This window comes from Microcoleus sp. B4-C2 (assembly GCF_036705265.1).
Classification (GTDB): domain Bacteria; phylum Cyanobacteriota; class Cyanobacteriia; order Cyanobacteriales; family Microcoleaceae; genus Microcoleus.
This window is the reverse complement of sequence record NZ_JAUBUB010000015.1, coordinates 42,840-62,713: the sequence shown is the minus strand read 5'-3', so window position 1 is coordinate 62,713 and position 19,874 is coordinate 42,840. Positions and strand designations below refer to the sequence as shown.

The window sequence follows — 19,874 nt, the reverse complement described above, 5'->3', positions numbered from 1 at the left end:
ACCTAGATACTTAAGTAAAATCATAACGCTTGGTTTGAGTTTGTGTCATCGTTAGTGACCTCCCGCTCTAGCTATATGAACAGTCAACATACTTTTGGATAAGTTATATATTGTCGAAGGCGCTTGACTTTTTTGCACATCGGTGAAAATTTAGGGGAAAATACACTGAACTGGCGATCGCACTTTTTGAACAAATGATAGTACCGCACTTTCAAACCCTAGCCCTTCCGGGTAACAGCTACTCAACTGCAAGCAATTTACTCGATCGAGTAGATGGCTGGCGCCAAGAAGCAACCCGAAAGCTGCAGCAAAGCCAGAGAGGAGAAAAGGGACAATTTTTAACACCTTCCTCAGTCGCAAGTTTGATGGCGGGAATGTTTGAATTTAACTGTCCCGATATATCGCTTTTAGATGCCGGGGCTGGTATTGGTTCCCTGTTAGCAGCCGTTGTTTGCGAGCTTTGTCAGCGCCCAAACAAACCGCACAGCCTGCACGTTACAGCTTATGAAATTGACCTTATTTTGATTGAATACCTCAAGCAAACTTTAGAATTATGCAGCATTGAATGTCAGCGCTTTGGGATATCTTTTACCTGTGAGATTCGCGAAATTGATTTTATTCAAGACAGCGCCGATATGTTGCAGCCCAATCTATTTACACAACCAGTGAAACTGGAATTTACCCATGCAATTATCAATCCTCCCTATGCCAAAATAGACGCTAAATCCCAAGCCCGAACCTTGCTGCGTTCTATAGGACTAGAAACCAGCAATCTCTACGCTGGATTCACAGTTGCTGCTGCTCACCTGCTCAAACCAAACGGTGAATTAGTGTCGATTACTCCCCGCAGCTTTTGCAACGGTTTATACTTTCGAGATTTCCGCAAAGTATTCCTTCAAATGATGGCTTTACGCCAAGTACACATCTTTGAATCCCGACAGTTGCCATTTCGCGATGATGCCGTGCTGCAAGAAACTATTATTGTGCGCGCCACCAAACAAATAGAACAGCCAGATACTGTACTAATTACCTCAAGCAGCAGCGCGGGCGACGACTTGGTTTTATCTCACCAACTGCCCTATACCGCCTTAATTAATCCCAATGATTCCGAGCAATTTATTCGGATTTTACCGGATTCTGTCAGCCAGAAAGTAGCCGAGCAAATGGCTCAATTTACTTGCACCCTAGAGGAATTAGGCTTAACAGTTTCCACCGGAAAAGTTGTAGATTTTCGTGTTCGCTCTGACTTGCGGCTAAAACCTGAGAACGGTACAGTTCCGCTGATTTATCCCGCACACTTCTCGGCTGGCGGTGTTGAATATCCCACAGCCACGAGAAAGCATCAAGCTTTAGCTGTCACGGAAAAAACTGCTGCACTCCTCGTACCTAACGAACATTATGTTTTGAGCAAGCGCTTCTCCTCAAAGGAAGAGAAAAAGCGAATTGTTGCAGTTGTTTGGGATGCCAATAAAATTAATAGTTCTAGCGTTGGTTTTGAGAACCATTTGAATTACTTTCACCAACAGGGACGCGGATTAGACCTCACCCTGGCGCGGGGATTAGCCGTTTATCTAAATTCGAGTTTGGTAGATGCGTTTTTCCGACTGTTCAACGGACACACTCAAGTTAATGCTACGGATTTACGCAATTTGAAGTATCCTAATCGAGAGCAATTACTTTTACTTGGCGCTCAAATAGGAGAAATATTTCCTACACAGCGGGAGATCGATCGACTTGTCGAGAGACAACTGCTGAACGATCCCAATCCGTTAGAAAATAGCCCAATGACAATCAAGAACCGTATTGATGAATCTCTAGAAATACTTGCAGCGCTGGGTTTTCCAAAAGGTCAGCTTAACGAACGTTCCGCCTTAACCCTTCTGGCTTTGCTTGACCTCAAGCCAAAGGATGCTTGGGAATTGGCAAAATCTCCACTTCGGGGAATCACACCAATTATGGAATTTATGGCTCAGCAATACGGTAAAAAGTATGCGCCAAATACGCGGGAAACTGTGCGCCGCCAGACTGTGCATCAGTTTCTAGATGCAGGTTTAATTGTTGTTAATCCTGACAGTCCCGAACGTCCGGTGAATAGTCCAAAAACTGCATATCAGATAGAAGAAAATGCTTTAGAAATGCTGCGAACTTATGAGAGTTCTGACTGGGACAAGAATGTTCGCGCTTACCTCGTTCATTTTAACTGAGATATTGCACCATTGTCAATTACTTGTTTAGGAACAGGCAAGATGCCTGTTCCACAAGAAATACACTCTTTGTGGAACAGGCATCTTGCCTGTTCTTGACAATGGTGCAAGATTTAAGTTTTAACGGAGAACATCTTTTGCAGGCTTATTCCAAAAATGAAAATATTTGTGAGTCTGAATGATGCTAAAATGCACTATTTATATGGCAGCCGCTGGCCTGGGAATGACATATACTGTGATGCAAGCGGTTTAATTGACCGGAATTGTCGATCGCACTCAGTAAATCAAATAAGTAACTAGGTAAAATATCTCTGCAATGGAAAAAAAGCATAACGCTGGATTGTGGGTATCAGTATTATACTTCGCTCAAGGTCTCCCTTACACCGTCGTTAATTTAATGTCGGTGATTTTTTTAAAAGGTATGGGAACCAGCAACGAATTGATCGGATTGACAAGTCTGTTGTCTTTTCCCTGGGTTTTAAAAGGTTTGTGGGGCCCGGTAGTTGATTTGTATTCCACCAAACGCAAATGGATTTTAACAACCGAAATCATTTGTGCTTTTCTGTTTGCTTTCCTGGCTTTTGGTGTATTGACGCCGGCACCGATTATTATATCGCTTGTTATCTTTACCGCGATCGCCTTTGTGTCAGCTACTCACGACATCGCCATTGACGGATTTTATTTAAACACTCTCAATAAAGACCAACAAGCACTATTTGTCGGGGTTCGCAACACGGCTTATAGAGGTGCTGTCATTGCCGGTAGCGGTTTATTGGTGTTCTTAGCGGGGAAACTGGCCGAACAGCATTTAGTCACTGGAAATACAGGCGACACCAAAATATATCAAAACATTCCACTGTCACTTTTCGGTTCGGATTTTAGCGTGTCGGCGCTTAACTACGGATGGGCGACAGCCTTTGGTATTTGTGCGATTATGTTTGTGCTGATATATCTTTTTCAGCGGTGGTATCTTCCCTATCCTAGAAATTACGATCTAGAATCCGGTGCACCCCAACAAACAACCAGCTTTGTCGAAGCATTCAAAACCTATTTTCAGCAAGATAAAATAGGTTGGATTGTGGCTTACGTCTTAATTTTTAGGTTAGGCGATGCCTTGACGTTTAAAATGGCTCCGCCATTTTTAATGGATAAAGTTGAGAAAGGAGGATTAGCAGTTTCTACGTCGGATATGGGCTTATTATCCGGTACTTTAGGGGTAATGTTTCTGTTAATAGGAGGGTTGCTGGGCGGCTATTTGATTGCAAAACAAGGATTGAAAAAATGGATGTGGCCGACGGCTATTCTGCAAAATTCGACTAACGTGCTTTATTGGCTATTGGCTATCAATCAACCGGGGATTGAATGGGCTTATGCCGTAAACTCGATCGAGCAATTTACTTACGGACTTGGCGTAGCTGCCTATACAGTGTTCTTGATGCGGACTGTCCGCCCTGAATACGAAGCATCTCACTATGCAATTACAACGGCTTTTATGGCCGCAGGAGTGCTGATTCCGGGCGTTTTTAGCGGCTACTTGCAGGCGAGTCTCGGCTATCAAAATTATTTTTTGATGAGCGCGCTGGCTGTGATTCCCGGTATGCTGACGATTTTCTTTCTGCCCCTAGACGATGAGAAAAAATTGGCATCTATGCCCAGGCCTGGACTGGACGATTTCGATTAATATCAAGTGCGATCGCTATAATTATCAGGTTCGGGCGGGGCTGGTTTACCAATGTCTGCACTTTTTTTTCGAGATTTCGGTGAACCTGCCCCTGCTGGAATATTGATGTTTTTAATCATCGAACGAGTATAAATTGTGTGCGCTTGCGTTCATAAGACAAAATAAGGACACAACAATGTTGTGTCCCTACCGAATACCTGTATTGCCCGCCTCCAACTAAATCGCAATAAAATCGCTAGCTGTTAGCGGACTACTTGGAATGCCAGGAATACTGGCAAGAACTTCGCCGTTACTGGCAATTTCGATCGTCGTTATAAAATCGCCTGGAGTAACTCTCAATTGGTTGAAGGTCAAACCTCCGCTCAAACCGATTAAATCTTCACCTTTTTGAAAGTCTAAAAATGTATCTGTACCGGCACCTGCTCCTAACACCAATACGTCGCGTCCAGTGCCACCAATTAAGAGATCCGCACCCATTGCGCCAATGAGTGTATCGTCTCCTTCTCCACCGCTCAAATTGTCATCCCCTTTGCCGCCTAATAGTAGGTCGTTGCCGCTGCCACCGCTGATAATATCGTTGCCTTTGTTGCCGCTGAGAGTGTCGTTTCCCCCATTGCCAGTGATAATATCCTCCCCTGCAAAACCTGATGCTGTATTGTTGGCATCGTCGCCTACTAAATTGTTAATTTTGGAGACATCGAGAGCAGTTTGCATTGCCACAACGTTTGTTAAAAAGGAGCTTCCCGGAGTAGTTCTTAATTGTTCTAAACTGCTGCGCGATTCCAGCGATGTTGCTAAGGTTGGCAGTGCAAAGTCTAAGCCAGCTAACAGCTCTAAATAATCGGAATCTGTGAAAGTGAAATCAGGGCGGTTCAACTGGTCTACAGAGATTTTTGTCTGAGTCAAGCCGGGAGGAGGAGAAGTTAACAAACCGTTTTGGGTGTGCTTTTCCAAGACAAGTAGCGGGTTGATAATCGGGTTAGTAAATGTTTGAAGAACTACTTTTCCCGGTAGGAAAGCTTCTCCTCCCAAACTCACAAAATCGCCGCTAACTATGTAGTGAGTTACATTTTTTCCTGGGCCGACTTTCTGCTTGAATGTATTGACTGTACTCTGAGCAACTCCGGGAGAATTGAAGGTGACAACATCTCCGATAGTAGATGTAAATTCGGTGGCGGCTAGTTGCGTTATGGCGCCGCCTAAGCTGTGTCCGAGAATGTCTGGTGGCAAGCGGCTGGGGTTTTTGGCTGTATCTTGACTGATTTCTGTCAACCAATTTCCTAATGCTTGTTTGTTGGCTTCAAATTGGTTGAAACCGGTGCCACGCGGGTCTGCGTTGGCAATATCGTCTACGGGCGTGTCAGTGCCACGAAATACCAAAACAGGCGGTTTGTCTGGGGTGGTGGAAATTAAGCCGATCGCGTGAAATCCAGTTCCGGGATCGTCAAAGGTGCGATCGATTTGGTAGCCAGCAGCACTCAAGCCTGTTTGAACTAACGTTTGAAACTCGGGCTGGTCATCTATGTAAACAAGTTGCTTGGCTATAGTTTCGTAAGCGGCGGGGGAGGAGGGCATATTTTTTTATTTCCTGTCGTTTGATGGGGAATTAGTTTTTAAGCTACTTAACTCAGTTTACTATAAACTTCGTTTATTGACCATATTAATGCGTCATTTTTAGGGGCTTTTTAGGGGCAAAGTGATTGACCTTTTTTAATGAAAAAAAACAATTTCGCTACCAAACCCATGCGGGTTTCGCGCCACCAAAAATACAAATTTTGCTTGCCCTAAAGCTATACAAAATCTACCCGCGTAATATCGCTGGCAACTACGCCTCTGAGAGTAGCAAGAATTTCCCCAGTAATCGGGATACTAATTAAAGCTCCGTCAACACCTTGGGTTACTGTAACTTGAGGAAAAGTTAGACCCCTCGACAGTGTAATTAAATCTTCACCATCTTGAAAATCTAAAATAACATCTGCTCCGCCACCGGGTTCTAATACAAAGCGATCGCGCCCCGCACCACCAATTAAAAAATCGTTGCCAAACTCGCCGGAAACCAAATCATTTCCGTCGCCACCCTCCAAATAATCGTTATCTCTGCCGCCGTACAAGAAATCGTCGCCATCACCACCGATGATGCTGTCATTACCTCGATTGCCTCTGAGAGTATCGTTACCGCGATTGCCGATAACTGTATCCTCTCCAGGGCCCCCCGTAGCAGTATTGTTGCGAGCGTCCCCTAATAAATAATTCGGTTGTAAGGGAGCTAAACCGTATTGCATTTCTCTGATTAACTGCACAAAAGAAAATTGTGGTGCTGTTCTCACACTCTCTGCACCGCCTCTGGTTCTGATGGCGACTGACACATTGGGCAGGGCAAAATTCATCGCACCGATAAACTCGTTAAAATCTGAATCGTTGTTATAAGTAAACTCAGGACTGTTTAATTGTTCTACGGAAATTTGCCTCTGCAAAAAACCCACAGGCGGAGTAGTTAACAAATTTTCAGTTCGATGTTTTGCCAAAACAGTTAAAGGATTAATACTCGGATCGGTAAAACTTTGGATAAATACTTTACCCGGGATAAATGCTTCCCCAAACAAGCTGACTACATCTCCGCTGACAATGTAGTGAGTGACATTTTTGTTGCCTGCCCTGCTGAGATTTCTCCGAAAACTGGTGAAGGTACTCGCTGACACTCCCGGAGAGTTGAAAGTAAAGATATCGCCGGTCAGAGTTGTGTATTCGGTTGCTACAAGTTGAGCGATTGCTCCGCCCCAACTGTGTCCGATGACATCGGGCAATAATTTGTTGGGGTTTTTACCAGTATTTTGACCGATTTCTGTGAGCCAATTTTGGATATTATCTTTGTTCTTTTCAAATTCAGGTAAACCAATGTCCCGCGAGTCGGAAAAGATAGCGTCGCCGTCGATGAAGTCTGTACCTTTAAATACCAGGGCGGGCGGGTTTTCGGGATCGGATGAACCGAACCCGATCGCATAAAAGTTTGTTTCTGGGTCGTCGAATATGCGATCGATATAGTAGCCATTAGTATCCAGGAAACGCGAAACTTCATTTTGCGCGCTCGGCTTTTGATTCAAAAAAACAATTGATTTAGCTAGAGCTTCATAAACAGCAGGCGAGGCACTCATAATATTAGATTTTCTGTTTGTTGGTATTTGCGATCGCTCTCTTCTTGAGCTAATTGTCCAATGGCAGCCATTATAGCTGACCAGATTTGTATGGTACACTTGATAATATCAACTCAAGAATTAAGTTTTTGCGGTTATGGGTATCATTCGTCAATACATTGCTCCATTAATAGCGGTATTAGTATTTTTCGCGGCTCTGGTAGCAGTCAGTGCTCGCATCTTTTTGCCTGGTGACATGGCTGCCCCGGCACCGATTGAGGAAGCGATCCCCCAAAAGCAAGCGGCAGTAGTGAATCCAATTTTCTTGGGGCTAAATTATTCAGCTTTCCGTGTCCGCTGAGCTGATGTCTGCTCAACTAATACCGGGCTACCGGCTGCGCTCAGGATCGGGACTCGATCGGGCAAAACTGGTAAAGTTTATGCACCGGACTTACCAAGAGCTTTACCCGGATGGGGAATTGGGACATTTGGCTCAAACTGTCGAGCAGTATTTTTCTAACCAGACGCCGGTTTGGTGGGTAGAGTGCCAGAAAAACACCCAGGAAGAGGCAGAAATTTTGCCGGCGCTTCCCTCGCAGTATCTCAATCCCCAATCTCAAGCCCAAAATCTCCAATCGGTTGTCGGATGTTTGTGGTTGGGAAATGCGATCGACCAAACCACCGGAGAACGCTACGCTCACATTTTTTTGCTGTACGTAGCACCGGAACATCGCCGTCTCGGAGTGGGTGCAGCTTTAGTTATTCATGCTGAAAAATGGGCGCGGGAAAGGGGCGATCGGCAAATTGGTTTGCAAGTATTTCTGAGCAATCAGCCTGCGGTGAATCTCTATCAAAAATTAGGCTATCAAAGTCATTCCGTCTCGATGCTCAAATCCCTTTGAAATATGACTTCTACTGGTTTGGAATCAGGGCTAAAGTCCTGATTCATCCCAATTATGAGGACTTCAGTCCTCACTACCAACTTAAGTAACAGCAGAGATATTCGTTTGTAGTAAGGATTTTAGTCCTGATTCATCCAAATTATGAGGACTGAAGTCCTCACTACAAACTTAGGTGACAGCAGAGGAATTTGTTTGTAGTAAGTCATATGTTGCACCATTCTCAATTAGCCTTTTAGGAACAGGCTTTCCGGCCTGTTCCACAAGAAAATTTATCTGTTGTGGAACAGGCCGGAAAGCCTGTTGCTGACAAGCGCCCCCTACAATTATTGACTGCTGAGTGCTGACTGCTGACTGAGTTGCTTAGGAGCATCCTCTGTGCGGTAAAGTTTTTTTATGAACAATAACGACTACCCCAACGCCCTTGATACTGACACGGAACTGGAAAGCCCTTTGGATCATTTTGACGAATCCGAACCCCCGCTGCCAGATCCCGATGAAATGCTGCCAATGCTTGCATCCCCGGAACCTCAGCACCGGATGATTGCGGCGCGGGCTTTTTGCGAACTGCAGGACGATCGAGCAATTTCGCATTTAATTAATTTATTGAGAGACGGTTGCCCCTTGGTGCGGGTAAGCGCGGCTTATGCTTTGGGGCGAAATCCGAGTCCCGATGCTGTGGAACCACTGATTCTTCAACTTAACCGCGACTGGAACGGTTACGTTCGCAAAGGGGTAGTTTGGGCCTTGGGAAATTGCAGGGATCACCGCGCTTTGCCATCTTTAATTGATGCTCTGAGAACTGATATTTCGGCGGTGCGTTTGTGGGCGGCGAGTTCTCTGGGTCAAATGGCAAAAGTTGGTTACTATGTGGTGATTGCGGCGATTCCGCCGTTGATTCAAACGCTGCGGGGAGATTCTGTATCTGCTGTGCGGAGCAACTGCGCTTGGGCGATCGGGCAACTGGCGCGAGAATTGCCGAATAATATAGTGTACGCTGGGGCGATCGACGGTTTGATTGAAGCTTTAGAAGAAGATGAAGATATGGGCGTGAGGGAAGATGCTAAATCTTCACTTTTGCGAGTCGGCGACCCGCGCGGATTGCAGATAATTGAAGATTTAGAAATGGAAGGAATTTTGTGATATAATTATCACATTAAAACACCATTTACTAATTATCAATTATGAATTTCATCAACCCTAAGACAGATTTTGGTTTCAAAAAAATCTTTGCTTCGCCCCAGAGCAAAGAAGTTTTGATTAGCTTCCTCAATGCTATGATCTACAACGCAGAGCCGACAATTACAGACTTAGAAATCATCGATCCCTACGCCGCACCGAGCATTACTGGGTTAAAAGACACTTACCTGGATGTCAAAGCAAAAATTACGGGCAACAAAACTGTAATTATCGAAATGCAGGTCATCAATGTAGAAGCTTTTACTAAGCGCGTCATATATAATGCAGCCAAAACCTACGCCACTCAACTCAAACGCAGAGAAGGCTACTCAAAATTAAATCCTCTCATCGCTCTCACAATTACGGATTTTATCCTGTTTGAAAATACCGAAAAGTTTCTCTCACATTTTGTATTTAAAGAAGTCGAAGAAAACTTCGAGTATTATAGAGAAATAGAGTTAGTTTTTGTTGAACTACCAAAGTTTAACAAAAAATTAGAACAAGTGGAAAATCTGATTCAAAGCTGGATTTATTTTATAAAAAATGCTCCTGAACTGGAGGAAATACCGGATAAATTGGCCTCAGTACCCGAAATTCAAACAGCTTTTAACATTGCTAACAGGTCTACCTTAAACCTTGACGAGTTAGCATCATTAGAAAAGCGGGAAATGTTCTTTGAAGACCAACGCGGTGCTGTTATTAAGGGGATGCAAGAAGGTCGCCAAGAAGGTCGCCAAGAAGGTCTAATTGAGGGGCAAACAGCATTAATTCTGCGTCAAATCGCGCGGCGCACTGGCGAAATCCCACCAGAAGTTCAAACTCGCATCCAGCAGTTATCTCTCGAACAATTAGATGATTTAGGAGAAATCTTGTTAGATTTTACCAGTCAAGAGGATTTGATAGCTTGGCTGGAATCCGTGTCAGCATGAATTTATAAATTTTTCACTTCTGATACTAAATCCGGCTTTAATACCCCTTCATTCTTGATTCGCCGCAGGCCGACTGTGTTTGTGTAGTCGGTTTCAACCGCCTAGTTCCTAATCTAATAAGTCAGGTTCCCGACGCACAATCATGTCATAAAGCGGTTGAAAGCTAAACCATCCCATGCGGTGAGACCCTACTTGCTGCTGTGTTAAACGCGCACATTCTGGCTTGATGAGAATGGGTTTTCCCGCAGCTTCGGCCATTAACTGCGCTTGACAAGAACGTTCCATTGTAATAAACCACCAAGCCGCTTCATCTACTGTTTGACCTACTGTTAACAGTCCGTGATTTTGTAAGATAATGGCTTTTTTCTCACCTAAAGTTTTGGCTATGCGTTTAGCTTCTTCGATTTCCAAAACAACTCCGGTGTAATCGTCAAATAAAGCTTGGTCTTCATAAAATGTACAAGCATCTTGCGTCAGCGGGTCAAGCAGGCGGCCCAAACTCGACCAACTTTTGCCGTAAGGAGAATGAGCGTGGGCTGCTGCGATTACGTCGGGGCGGGCGCTGTGCACTTGGGAATGAATGGCAAATGCTGCTTCGTTGACGGGTTTATTTCCTTCAACAACTTCGCCTTTGTGGTTGACTAAAATTAGGTCGCTGACTCGAATTAAACTAAAGTGCATTCCAAAAGAATTGACCCAGAAATGGTCGAGGTGTTCGGGGTCGCGGACGGTGATGTGTCCGGCAATTCCTTCGCTGAATCCGAAGCGGGCAAATAATCGGAATGCGGCGGCTAAACGCTGTTTTCGGTGGCGGCGTTCTTCTTCAACTGAGTTGAATGTTGGGGGTTGAATGGTGACTTTAGGGATTTTTATTGCAACCATATATTTTATTAGTGAAAAGACAGGAGGCAGAGCCTCCGAATCGGCATTCCCAGTCAGAGACTGGGAACGAGATAATTTGGAATTGTGGGACAGGCATCTTGCCTGCCCTATTGACTGGCGACTTCACTAAGGCGCAAACCAGATATATTTTGGCAGTCAAAGGTGGCGTTGTTGCCGGGGTGGCGATCGATTAATTCGATGATTTGTCCGGCGGGGTTTTGCAGAAACCACTGAGTTAATGAGCCGTAGTCTAGAGGACGCTCTGATAGCGGTTTAAAGTTTTTATTTTGCCATATTTTAGCAGCATTCTGCACGTTTTCGACTCGAATCGCGACGTGGTGAACTGCTTCTAATCCTCTTTCTTGCTGAAAGCGGTTTTTTTGGTCGCCGGCTGCGTGGGGCGCATCTAATACTACTAAGCCGCCCGCTGGCATTAATAAAGTCATTAAATGCAGCCACAAGTCGGAGGGAACGTTAATGTTTTCCGCACAAAAGTTAATCGGGAACAAGTCGGGGCCTTCAACTGTTTTGGCACCGAAGGGGTAAAAAGATTTGGCGTAGTTTTCTAGTTCGGTGCGGCTAGGAAATGTGATGACAAAGTGGTCGATCGCAACTTGTTCGTCGTACAGGTGTGTTTCAAACGTCCAGGTTGTTAAAAATTCGGGACTGATAAATTTGGGGTTGAATTCCAGCAAGCCATTTTTTTCGATGAAAGGTGAGTCAAGATGGCCCTCAAGGTTGCGATCGAACTTTAGGGTTTTTAGATTCAAGTTTTTCATGTATCTCACCCGATGTTGAAGGACGCAAAACTGCGAATTGTGTCTACAAGCTGAAGTGGACACACATTTGGTGCGCCTTCCTTCAAAAATAACACAAAACTTAATATTGGCAAGCCGATCGCGCGATCGCAACTCCCAAACCTTTACACAGCAAATATTCCCCAATCTAAAATCTACAATCTACAATCGGATGGTTTGCCGATCGCGTTTCCGGCCAACCACGCTGTAGTCCAGGCACTTTGGAAGTTGAAACCGCCCGTCACGCCGTCGATATCCAAGATTTCGCCCGCAAAGAAAAGTCCGGGACAGCGGCGGCTTTCCATTGTCTTAAAATCGACTTCTTTGAGGTTGACACCGCCGCAGGTGACGAATTCTTCTTTAAATGCGCCTTTTCCTGCAATCTGATATTCGCCTTGAACGAGTTCTTGCAGGAGGCGATCGAGGATTTTGTTAGATAAGTCGGCCCAGCGTTTTTGTTCATCAATGCCGATCGAACTTGTCAAGCGTTCCCAGAGGCGGCGCGGCACCGGAAACGGACAGCTAGAAACAATCAATCGGTGCGACAACTGCGACTTAACCGCTAGCAGTTGCTGTCGCAAAACTTCCGCATTGTACTGGGGAAGCCAATTAATCAGGACAGATGTTTTATAATGGCGATCGTGCAAAAATCTCGCACCCCAAGCCGAAAGTTTGAGTACAGCAGGCCCGCTTAAACCCCAGTGAGTAATTAGCAAAGGCCCGCTTTGTTCTAATTTAGCTCCCGGCAATTTCACCTTAGCATTAGGAACAGAAATTCCGGCTAAATCTTTGATTCTGCTGTCGGAAATATTAAAAGTAAATAGAGAAGGAACGGGCAGTTCTACAGTATTACCTAACTCTTTTGCCCACTTATAACCGGAAGGATTGCTGCCTGTAGCGAGAAGAATGCGATCGCACTTCAATTTCTCCCCAGATTTCAACTCAATTTCAAATGTAGGGGCGGTGCCCCCGTGCCCGCCCTCCAATGTTAATTTCTTTACAGAAACGACTGCATCACCCGTGCGAATTTTCACGCCTGCATCCTCAGCAGCCCGAATCAAACAGTTAACAATTGTCGCCGAATCGTCTGTGATCGGAAACATTCGCCCGTCTTCTTCTGTTTTCAACTTCACACCGTGACCTGCAAACCATTCTACAGTATCGCGGGGTTGAAATCGAGTAAAAGCACCGCGCAGAGCTTTCCCTCCTCTGGGGTAATTCTGCACTAAAACACCGGGGTCAAAACAAGCGTGAGTCACATTGCAGCGCCCGCCGCCAGAGATGCGAACTTTTGCCAGGAGTTGCCGGCCAGCTTCTAGTAAAGTGACGCGGGCCTGCGGGTAGGTTTTGGCACAGGTAATTGCACTAAAAAAACCAGCAGCACCGCCACCGATGATTGTAATTTTGAGCATTCGATCGGACAAATTTTTTCTCGCTTATTCTGGTTCAAAATCCGATTTTACCGCCCCGCAAGTGGGACAAACCCAATCGTCGGGGATATCTTCAAAGGGTGTACCGGGAGCTATGCCTCCGTCGGGGTCGCCTAGTTCTGGATCGTAGACGTAATTGCAAACTGTACAAAGGTATTTTTGCATTTGCTTAACTCAATTTTATATTGCAAGCTTATAGATTGTACTTGACAACGCAACCTAGTGCAATATAGCAATCCTAAATTAGTCGTAATTTTTTTACCCCACCCCAACCCTCCCCTTACCAAGGGGAGGGAGTAAGAAATTCACAAATGATGCGAGGATTGGTATATCACTTTCAAAAAGTAATGAAACTTTCGCTAATTTCCAAGTCTTTACGAATTAAGTTTTGCACAATTTTTAAATCTAAAATCTAAAATCTAAAATCGTCAAAGCCTCTAGAATCACAGTTCTAGAGGCTTGATTGTATTATTTATTAGTTTACTGCGATTGGAAGACTAGACTTTCGCTAAAGGCTTAGTCCAAACGCCGTTTTCATCTTCTTCGTATTGCTGGTGAATGGCGTCCCAAGCAGTGTGTTCCGCTTGTATCGAGTCGTTGCTTTCATCAAATGCGGCGTTGTAGGATTCCATAAAGGTTTTTTGAGCTGCTTCCGACAGGTGCGATCGCACTTCTGGAGATAAGTCTGCCGGACTATTGCAGCGACCTTTGACGGCGCGCGGCAGCGTCTTTTCGCTAACTGAAACTTCTTCGCCACCTGCACTTTCTAGCAAGAGTTGAAATTCGCCCGAACGGTCGGCGGCGACTTCTGCCATCACCAGAAATTCGCCTGCTTCAACGCGGGTTTGATAGATAGTTGCTTTGTCTTCGGGCATTCCCAAAGCGACTAAAGCGGAAACTAGACCCGCACCGGCCGAACCTGCGATCGCGCCGCTAGCTGCACCCAACAGTACCGCACCCAGCGGGCCCGCCGAGACTACTGCACCGACAAAGGGAATAAACAGGACACCGACGCCTGTTAGCAAACCCAAAAAAGAACCGAATAATGAACCAAAAATCGCCCCGCTTCGCAGACCGCCTAATATCACATCTTTTTTAGTAATAAAGCCGGCAATTTTAGTTTTAGATTGAAAGTTTTTTCCCATTACTGAGATGTGGTCGCGGGAAACTCCGCGATCGAGCAACCGCCGAATTACGCCGTCTAATTGTTCTTCTTCCTTAAATACGGCTGAAACTGTTCGTTCGGCTAAATATTCCTCGGTCATTGTTCCTCCTTGATGGTAGGTAGATTACTTGTGCTAGTTTTTAGTATAGGAAGACACTGTAGGGCGATCGCATCAACCGCGAGATAGAGGTCGATCGACTGTGGCTAGATTTAGTCTATATCAAAAGAGTTAAACCATTAAGTATTCGGCACTCACTCAAGTTATTTCATATTTTTATTCATCTCTTATATAAGTTCCAAGATACTCCAGTTGGTCGATCATTTCCTCTGCTGACTTAGCAGCAATCAAATTCAAAAGTCCCCGCAACTGTGCGCCCACAGAGTACCGCTGCTGTTGTGCAAGAATGATTCCAGTATGACTTCTCTCTTCTGCAATACAGATATTGTGTAAACGGCTGAAATCTCTCCTATTAAAACTGTAAACGACTCGCCCTTGCTCGGTTGCCCAAATGAGCTGTTCTTCATCTGAAAAACTCAGCCTGTTAGCCTCCGAGGTTGTTATCACATCTACACCCGAATTTCGCATAGCTAAGATTAGAGCTTGTTCCTGAATATCCTCATCCAGATATAAACGAATCTTACTCACGATAGCTTACCTGCCATAGAGTCTGCTTCCAAGCGTTCCCACTCAGCATTTTCTGCTGCTATTTCCGCGTCAATTTGCTTTTTGTTCGCATAATAGTAAGCTAAGGCTGCATAAACCTGTGCTAAATTCAAGTGCGTTCTCTTTTGAACAATTACTTCAGGAGTCCATCCCGCATTAAAATCAATAGCAATGTTCTCTACCGTAATTCTAGTTCCTGCAATTCGCGGGCGGCCGCCGCAAGTTCCGGGCGTGCGGACAATTAGCGTTCCAATCTCAACGGCAGTTGTCATATTTACCTCGATTGAGTTAACTTTATTCTATTGTAACGCAGCTTCATTTCTACCCGATCGCAATAAACAACATTAACCAATGCCATTAGCACCCCTGTTTCCTGTCGTTCATCCCATTCTCAAATCGGCTTTTCCCGGATGTCTGTGGACGGGAGATATCAACAGCCGAGAAATTGCCCTCACATTTGACGACGGGCCGCACCGTCAGCACACACCTCAACTGTTAAAAATTTTAGATAAATACAACATCAAAGCTAGTTTTTTCTGGCTAGGTTTTTGCGTGGACAGGCATCCAGAAACGGCTAAAGAAGTGTGCGAGCGCGGACACTGGATCGGTCTCCACGGCTATCAGCATATATCGTTTCCCAAACTAAAAACTCACGAACTAAAACAAAGTTTAGAAGACACGCAAAAAGCAATTGCCAAAGCTTGCGATTTAGACCCAAACTTAATCCTGGACGTGCGCCCGCCCAATGGCATTTTTACGCCGCGAACATTAGAGTTATTGCAACAGTGGGAATATCGTCCTGTAATGTGGAGTGTCGTCCCAGAAGATTGGGTGCGACCGGGGGTGAGGAAAGTTATTAGTCGCATTGTGCAGCAAACTGAAAACGGATCAATTATTGTACTGCACGACGGCTATTGTGGCGGTGAAGATGTTGCAGCTTCTGCTGATAAAATAATTCCATTGCTTTTGTATAAAGGTTACAAATTCGTGACAGTCGATCGACTGTGGCAACAGGCAAACATTCAAGTAACAGGAAATTAAGTTAATGAAAAAAAGACAGTTTATTGCATCTCTTTGCTTGGTAAGTGCCGGATGGGCGATCGAGCTTTCTCCTGCTTCCCTAAGTGCTGAAACTCCACTTCTAGTTCAGCAGCCATCCCCTGGCGTATCCGCGCCTGCCACCAACTCAAAAACCCCGCAAGTGGAACTGCTAAATCCGGGAGTGGAACCCCGACAGCAACTGCGTTTAAAACCAGCTATCGATGTCAAAGAAACGACAGTTATGACCCTAAAAATGGATATGAAAATATCCGCATTGGGTCGCTCTTCGCCTGCGGCTAAAAGTCCAGTATCGGTGATGACTTTCGAGACAAAAGTCACTAAAATTGATCCCAACGGTGATATTCACTACGAGTTTGCTTATACTAACGCAGATATCATCGGCGATACTGGAAATACCCCGCCAGCAGCCCTAGATGCCATGCGTTCCGCACTCAAAAGCATGGTCGGAATGAAAGGCTCTTTCATCATGGACAATCGCGGTTTTAATAAAGGAGGTAACTTTATTTTGCCCGAAGGAGCTGACAACAACCTCAAACAAATGGTTAGACAAACGTCTAAATCTCTAGAGCAACTTGCCTCGCCGCTGCCTGCCGAAGCAGTCGGAAAAGGAGCCAAATGGCGCGTTTCTTCTTCCTCTGATTTCAGTGGCATCAATATGAATGTCATTTCTACCTATGAATTGGCTAGCTGGCAAGATGGAGTTGCCTCTCTGAATGTAAGTATAGAGCAGCAAGCAAACCCTCAAAATATTACCTCTCCCCAACTGCCTCCGGGAACTACCTTAACCCTAAAATCTTTTACTTCTGAGGGTGGGGGAGCAATCACAATGCGCTTGGATAGATTAAACCCTTTTCGGTCTACTGCGTCTGTTAGTTCAAATAGCGAAATGAGTGCTAAAAATGCTGGCAGTTCTGAAGAATTAACAATCACAACAACAATGGCCGTGGAGATGACTTTCGAGTCGAAGTAAGCTTTATTATACAACTCGAAAAATTAGGGGCATGGCATTGCCGTGTCCTTAGTTGTCGGTAAAATTTTAAGAACTGGTATTAAATCGGGTTAATATACCTGATATTATATAAATTTTACGAAAGTTTCGATCGCCAATTTGTAAGTAGAGGAGTCTGTTCTATGATTCGATCGCACAGATGGCAAGCTATCATCGGTTTACTGGTAGCCCTGGGGATAATCATCGGGAATTTAGTGTTTCCCGGTATGAATGTAGCACCGGCATTTGCTCAAGCCAAATTTACGGATGTTAACAACCATTGGGCGCAAGCTTGCATTGAGGAGTTAGCACAGAAAAAAATTATCAGTGGCTATTACGAAGACGGCACTTTTCGCCCGAATCGCCCCGTCAGCCGCGCTGAGTTTGCGGCCATGGTTCGCATGGCTTTTCCAGATGCCCAAACCGTCCGATCTCCGATCAGCTTTGCAGATATTCCCACAAATTACTGGGGTTTTAAAGCAATTCGAGAAGCTTATCAGACGGGTTTTATGTCCGGTTACAGCGGCAGTATTTTTAACCCGACATTGAATGTTACCCGCTGGCAGGTTTTGGTAGCTTTAACCAGCGGCTTAAAATATACACCTGCAGGGCCGGCGGCTGAGATTTTGGATGCGACTTTTGAAGATGCGCGGGACATTCCCGAACTGGCTAGAAGTGCGATCGCCGCCGCCACAGAAAAACAACTTGTAGTCAATTATCCGGCTGTTAAACAGCTAGAACCTACTCGGAATGCTACTCGCGCCGAAGTAGCAAGTTTTTTCTGTCAGGCGATCGCCAAACCCGGCCAAACTGCCTTAATTCCTTCGGAATATATCGCCCAAGTTCCGCCGAATATCGGCCCGCCGAGAACAACAGAAACCTCGGAAGCGGGGAAAGTTCGGGCGGAAGTTTCTTTCGTAAAAGAAGCAGAAAATGCTAAAGACCTCCGCATCAGAATTATCCGCGACGGTAAAACTTTATTAGAAGAACCAGTGCTGATTCCGACTCGCTCTCTAGTAGATAATCCCGACAAAAGAGCCAGCGAAGAAATATCAGAAGGACGTTTTTTATCGCTACGAATCCGTGATTTGGACGGCGACAAGGAACCGGAAGTGTTGGCAGATTTAGTGTCAATCAAAAGTGGCGCCCGCTGCTGCAATTATTCGTTTATTTACCGCTACGACTCGGCAGCTAACAAATACAGTCATATCAAGCATTTCTGGGGCAATGTGAGTTACGAAATTGTCGATTTTGGCAAAAATGATATCCCAGAGTTTAAGAGTCAGGACGGCAGATTTTCCGAGGCTTTTACCAATTACGCTGATTCTCGTTTCCCGCTGCAAATTTGGCAGTACCGCCAAGGTAAAATGCAAGATGTTAGCAAACAGTATCCGGTGGAAATATACACGAATTCTGCTGAGCTTTGGCTGGAATCTAACAAGCGTTTGAGTGAAGATGGGGAGGTGAAGGGGGTTTTGGCGGCCTTCATGGCGAACAAGTATGTCATGGGGCAGGAGGCGGAAGGTTGGCAATTGTTGGAGAGGGTTTATCAAGGACGCGATCGCACTCAATTCTTCGGGAAGTTGCGGGAGTTTTTGGTGAGTACGGGCTATGCTAGTAAGTAGATTTGGAGGTTTTTAACCGCAGATTAAAGCGGATTAACGCGGATTAACGCTGATAAAATCTGTAGGGGCGGGTTTTACGAATAATATCTAATTCCTACTAACAATATTACTAAACCCGCCCCATACAACAGATAACCCAAGTCAACTATTCATCAAATTTATCGTCACATATTATATTTTTTTAAATAAAGTAAATTACTACTCACATCTTGCCCCATTCTCCAGAACAGGCAAGATGCGTGTTCCACAAAGAGTGAATTTTCTTGTGGAACAGGCCGGAAAGCCTGTTCATAAAAAGCTTATTGAGAATGGTGCAACATTTCAGTTACTAACAACTTGTGAATAAATACCAAAAATTGTTGCTTTTTGAAGCGCCAAGCTAAAATAAAGATAAAATCTCATAAATTTAATCACTGAAAATGGTATATCCACCTGCACCTTGGCATCTGCAAGGTTATGCTGTTGAGACTTTACAATTAGTAGATGTGGCACGAGTGCGCCCCTTGGTTCCCTCTGAGTTAGAAATTGTCTCTTTATTGCCAGGAAAAACCCTAGGTGGCATTTATATATCCTCCTACGGATTGGGTTCGGTGATGGAGTACAATGAGTTAATTGTAGTTAGCGCGATCGCCAATTATGCAGGAAAATGGGGCGCTTGGATTTCCCATATTTACGTAGACAATCCTAACTCGGTAGCGGGCGGGCGCGAAATTTGGGGACTTCCTAAAGAATTAGCTCAATTTAGTTGGGAAGGTAGCCCTTCGGTAAAAGCAGCACCGCTAGGCTACCGCGTCACAGTTCGCCAAGAAAACCGTCAACTGTGCAGCCTCAATTACAGCCAGCAAAGCTTAGTCTTACCGCTGCCTTTTAGTGGAAATGTATTCAGCGCTGACAGCAGCAATTTGCTGTTGTTTAAAGGAGGATTACAGTCTCACATCGGTTTGATTAAAGGCGAATTAGAAGTGGCAGAAGAAAGTCCTTTTGCCAGTTTAAACTTAGGTCAGCCCTTGCTAACAGTGGCCTGCGAAGATATGCGTTTAAAAGTCGCTGCGCCGGAAGTTGTGGGAAACAGAGCCGTTGAATTCAGTTATTAGCTGTAAAGTGCGGATCTTCGCCGTAAACCTAAAAAAACACAACAGCCAGAAACCCGGTTTCTTGAAGAAGCCGGGTTTCTGGCGTGGCGTATTAGTTTGAGCTACTTACTAATCTTTTTGAGGACTTACGCATCAAACGGCTAA

Annotated in this window: 18 protein-coding genes; 9 read left to right on the top strand and 9 right to left on the bottom strand. The window is 45.0% G+C overall.

The window, feature by feature from the left end; genetic code table 11:
* Positions 1-194: 194 nt before the first annotated feature.
* On the top strand, positions 195-2,204 hold the full coding sequence (locus QUB20_RS07710) for an Eco57I restriction-modification methylase domain-containing protein (protein WP_333245274.1): 2,010 nt from the start codon (positions 195-197) through the stop codon (positions 2,202-2,204).
* 316 nt (positions 2,205-2,520) lie between these two features.
* A complete protein-coding gene (locus QUB20_RS07705) occupies positions 2,521-3,885 on the top strand; it encodes an MFS transporter (RefSeq protein ID WP_333245271.1) in 1,365 nt (454 codons plus the stop codon).
* A 216-nt stretch (positions 3,886-4,101) separates the two neighbouring features.
* Here QUB20_RS07705 and QUB20_RS07700 read toward each other — a convergent pair whose 3' ends face one another.
* Both QUB20_RS07700 and QUB20_RS07695 read right to left on the bottom strand, forming a co-directional pair.
* The gene (locus QUB20_RS07700; protein ID WP_333245268.1) at positions 4,102-5,460 is read right to left on the bottom strand and encodes a lipase family protein; all 1,359 of its coding nucleotides are present in this window, start codon (positions 5,458-5,460) and stop codon (positions 4,102-4,104) included.
* Positions 5,461-5,675: 215 nt separating this feature from the next.
* Entirely contained in the window at positions 5,676-7,037 is a 1,362-nt protein-coding gene (locus QUB20_RS07695; RefSeq protein WP_333245265.1) for a calcium-binding protein, read from the bottom strand.
* Positions 7,038-7,381: 344 nt separating this feature from the next.
* On the opposite strand from QUB20_RS07695, the gene QUB20_RS07685 reads away from it, so the two are divergent.
* From QUB20_RS07685 to QUB20_RS07675, 3 genes are all read left to right on the top strand, one after another.
* Positions 7,382-7,918: a GNAT family N-acetyltransferase gene (locus QUB20_RS07685; protein WP_333245262.1), complete on the top strand. Its 537-nt coding sequence runs from the start codon at positions 7,382-7,384 to the stop codon at positions 7,916-7,918.
* Positions 7,919-8,311: 393 nt separating this feature from the next.
* Entirely contained in the window at positions 8,312-9,058 is a 747-nt protein-coding gene (locus QUB20_RS07680) for a HEAT repeat domain-containing protein (RefSeq protein ID WP_333239815.1), read from the top strand.
* Between the two features lie 41 nt (positions 9,059-9,099).
* Positions 9,100-10,023, top strand: coding sequence for an Rpn family recombination-promoting nuclease/putative transposase (locus QUB20_RS07675; protein ID WP_333245259.1), 924 nt, complete (start codon positions 9,100-9,102; stop codon positions 10,021-10,023).
* A 108-nt stretch (positions 10,024-10,131) separates the two neighbouring features.
* Here QUB20_RS07675 and QUB20_RS07670 read toward each other — a convergent pair whose 3' ends face one another.
* From QUB20_RS07670 to QUB20_RS07640, 7 genes are all read right to left on the bottom strand, one after another.
* Positions 10,132-10,905, bottom strand: coding sequence for a class II aldolase/adducin family protein (locus tag QUB20_RS07670; RefSeq protein WP_333245255.1), 774 nt, complete (start codon positions 10,903-10,905; stop codon positions 10,132-10,134).
* 107 nt (positions 10,906-11,012) lie between these two features.
* Entirely contained in the window at positions 11,013-11,684 is a 672-nt protein-coding gene (locus QUB20_RS07665; RefSeq protein WP_333245252.1) for a hypothetical protein, read from the bottom strand.
* 173 nt (positions 11,685-11,857) lie between these two features.
* A complete protein-coding gene (locus tag QUB20_RS07660; RefSeq protein WP_333245250.1) occupies positions 11,858-13,114 on the bottom strand; it encodes an NAD(P)/FAD-dependent oxidoreductase in 1,257 nt (418 codons plus the stop codon).
* Positions 13,115-13,138: 24 nt separating this feature from the next.
* Positions 13,139-13,297 carry a rubredoxin gene (gene rd / locus QUB20_RS07655; RefSeq protein WP_333208640.1) on the bottom strand — a complete coding sequence of 53 codons (159 nt, stop codon included), beginning with the start codon at positions 13,295-13,297 and terminating at the stop codon, positions 13,139-13,141.
* Positions 13,298-13,629: 332 nt separating this feature from the next.
* A complete protein-coding gene (locus tag QUB20_RS07650) occupies positions 13,630-14,397 on the bottom strand; it encodes a ChaB family protein (protein WP_333245245.1) in 768 nt (255 codons plus the stop codon).
* 174 nt (positions 14,398-14,571) lie between these two features.
* A complete protein-coding gene (locus QUB20_RS07645) occupies positions 14,572-14,943 on the bottom strand; it encodes a DUF5615 family PIN-like protein (RefSeq protein WP_333245242.1) in 372 nt (123 codons plus the stop codon).
* Positions 14,940-15,233, bottom strand: a complete 294-nt coding sequence (locus tag QUB20_RS07640; protein WP_333245239.1) for a DUF433 domain-containing protein — start codon at positions 15,231-15,233, stop codon at positions 14,940-14,942. The genes QUB20_RS07645 and QUB20_RS07640 overlap by 4 nt, the downstream gene beginning before the upstream one ends.
* A gap of 79 nt (positions 15,234-15,312) precedes the next feature.
* Between QUB20_RS07640 and QUB20_RS07635 the strand changes: the two genes are divergently transcribed.
* The 4 genes from QUB20_RS07635 to QUB20_RS07620 all read left to right on the top strand — a co-directional run bounded on the left by QUB20_RS07635 (position 15,313) and on the right by QUB20_RS07620 (position 19,730).
* Entirely contained in the window at positions 15,313-16,002 is a 690-nt protein-coding gene (locus QUB20_RS07635; protein ID WP_333245236.1) for a polysaccharide deacetylase family protein, read from the top strand.
* Between the two features lie 4 nt (positions 16,003-16,006).
* A complete protein-coding gene (locus QUB20_RS07630; RefSeq protein WP_333245233.1) occupies positions 16,007-16,993 on the top strand; it encodes a DUF6263 family protein in 987 nt (328 codons plus the stop codon).
* A gap of 161 nt (positions 16,994-17,154) precedes the next feature.
* Entirely contained in the window at positions 17,155-18,636 is a 1,482-nt protein-coding gene (locus QUB20_RS07625; RefSeq protein WP_333245229.1) for an S-layer homology domain-containing protein, read from the top strand.
* Between the two features lie 419 nt (positions 18,637-19,055).
* The gene (locus QUB20_RS07620; protein WP_333245226.1) at positions 19,056-19,730 is read left to right on the top strand and encodes an acetoacetate decarboxylase family protein; all 675 of its coding nucleotides are present in this window, start codon (positions 19,056-19,058) and stop codon (positions 19,728-19,730) included.
* Positions 19,731-19,874: the final 144 nt, after the last annotated feature.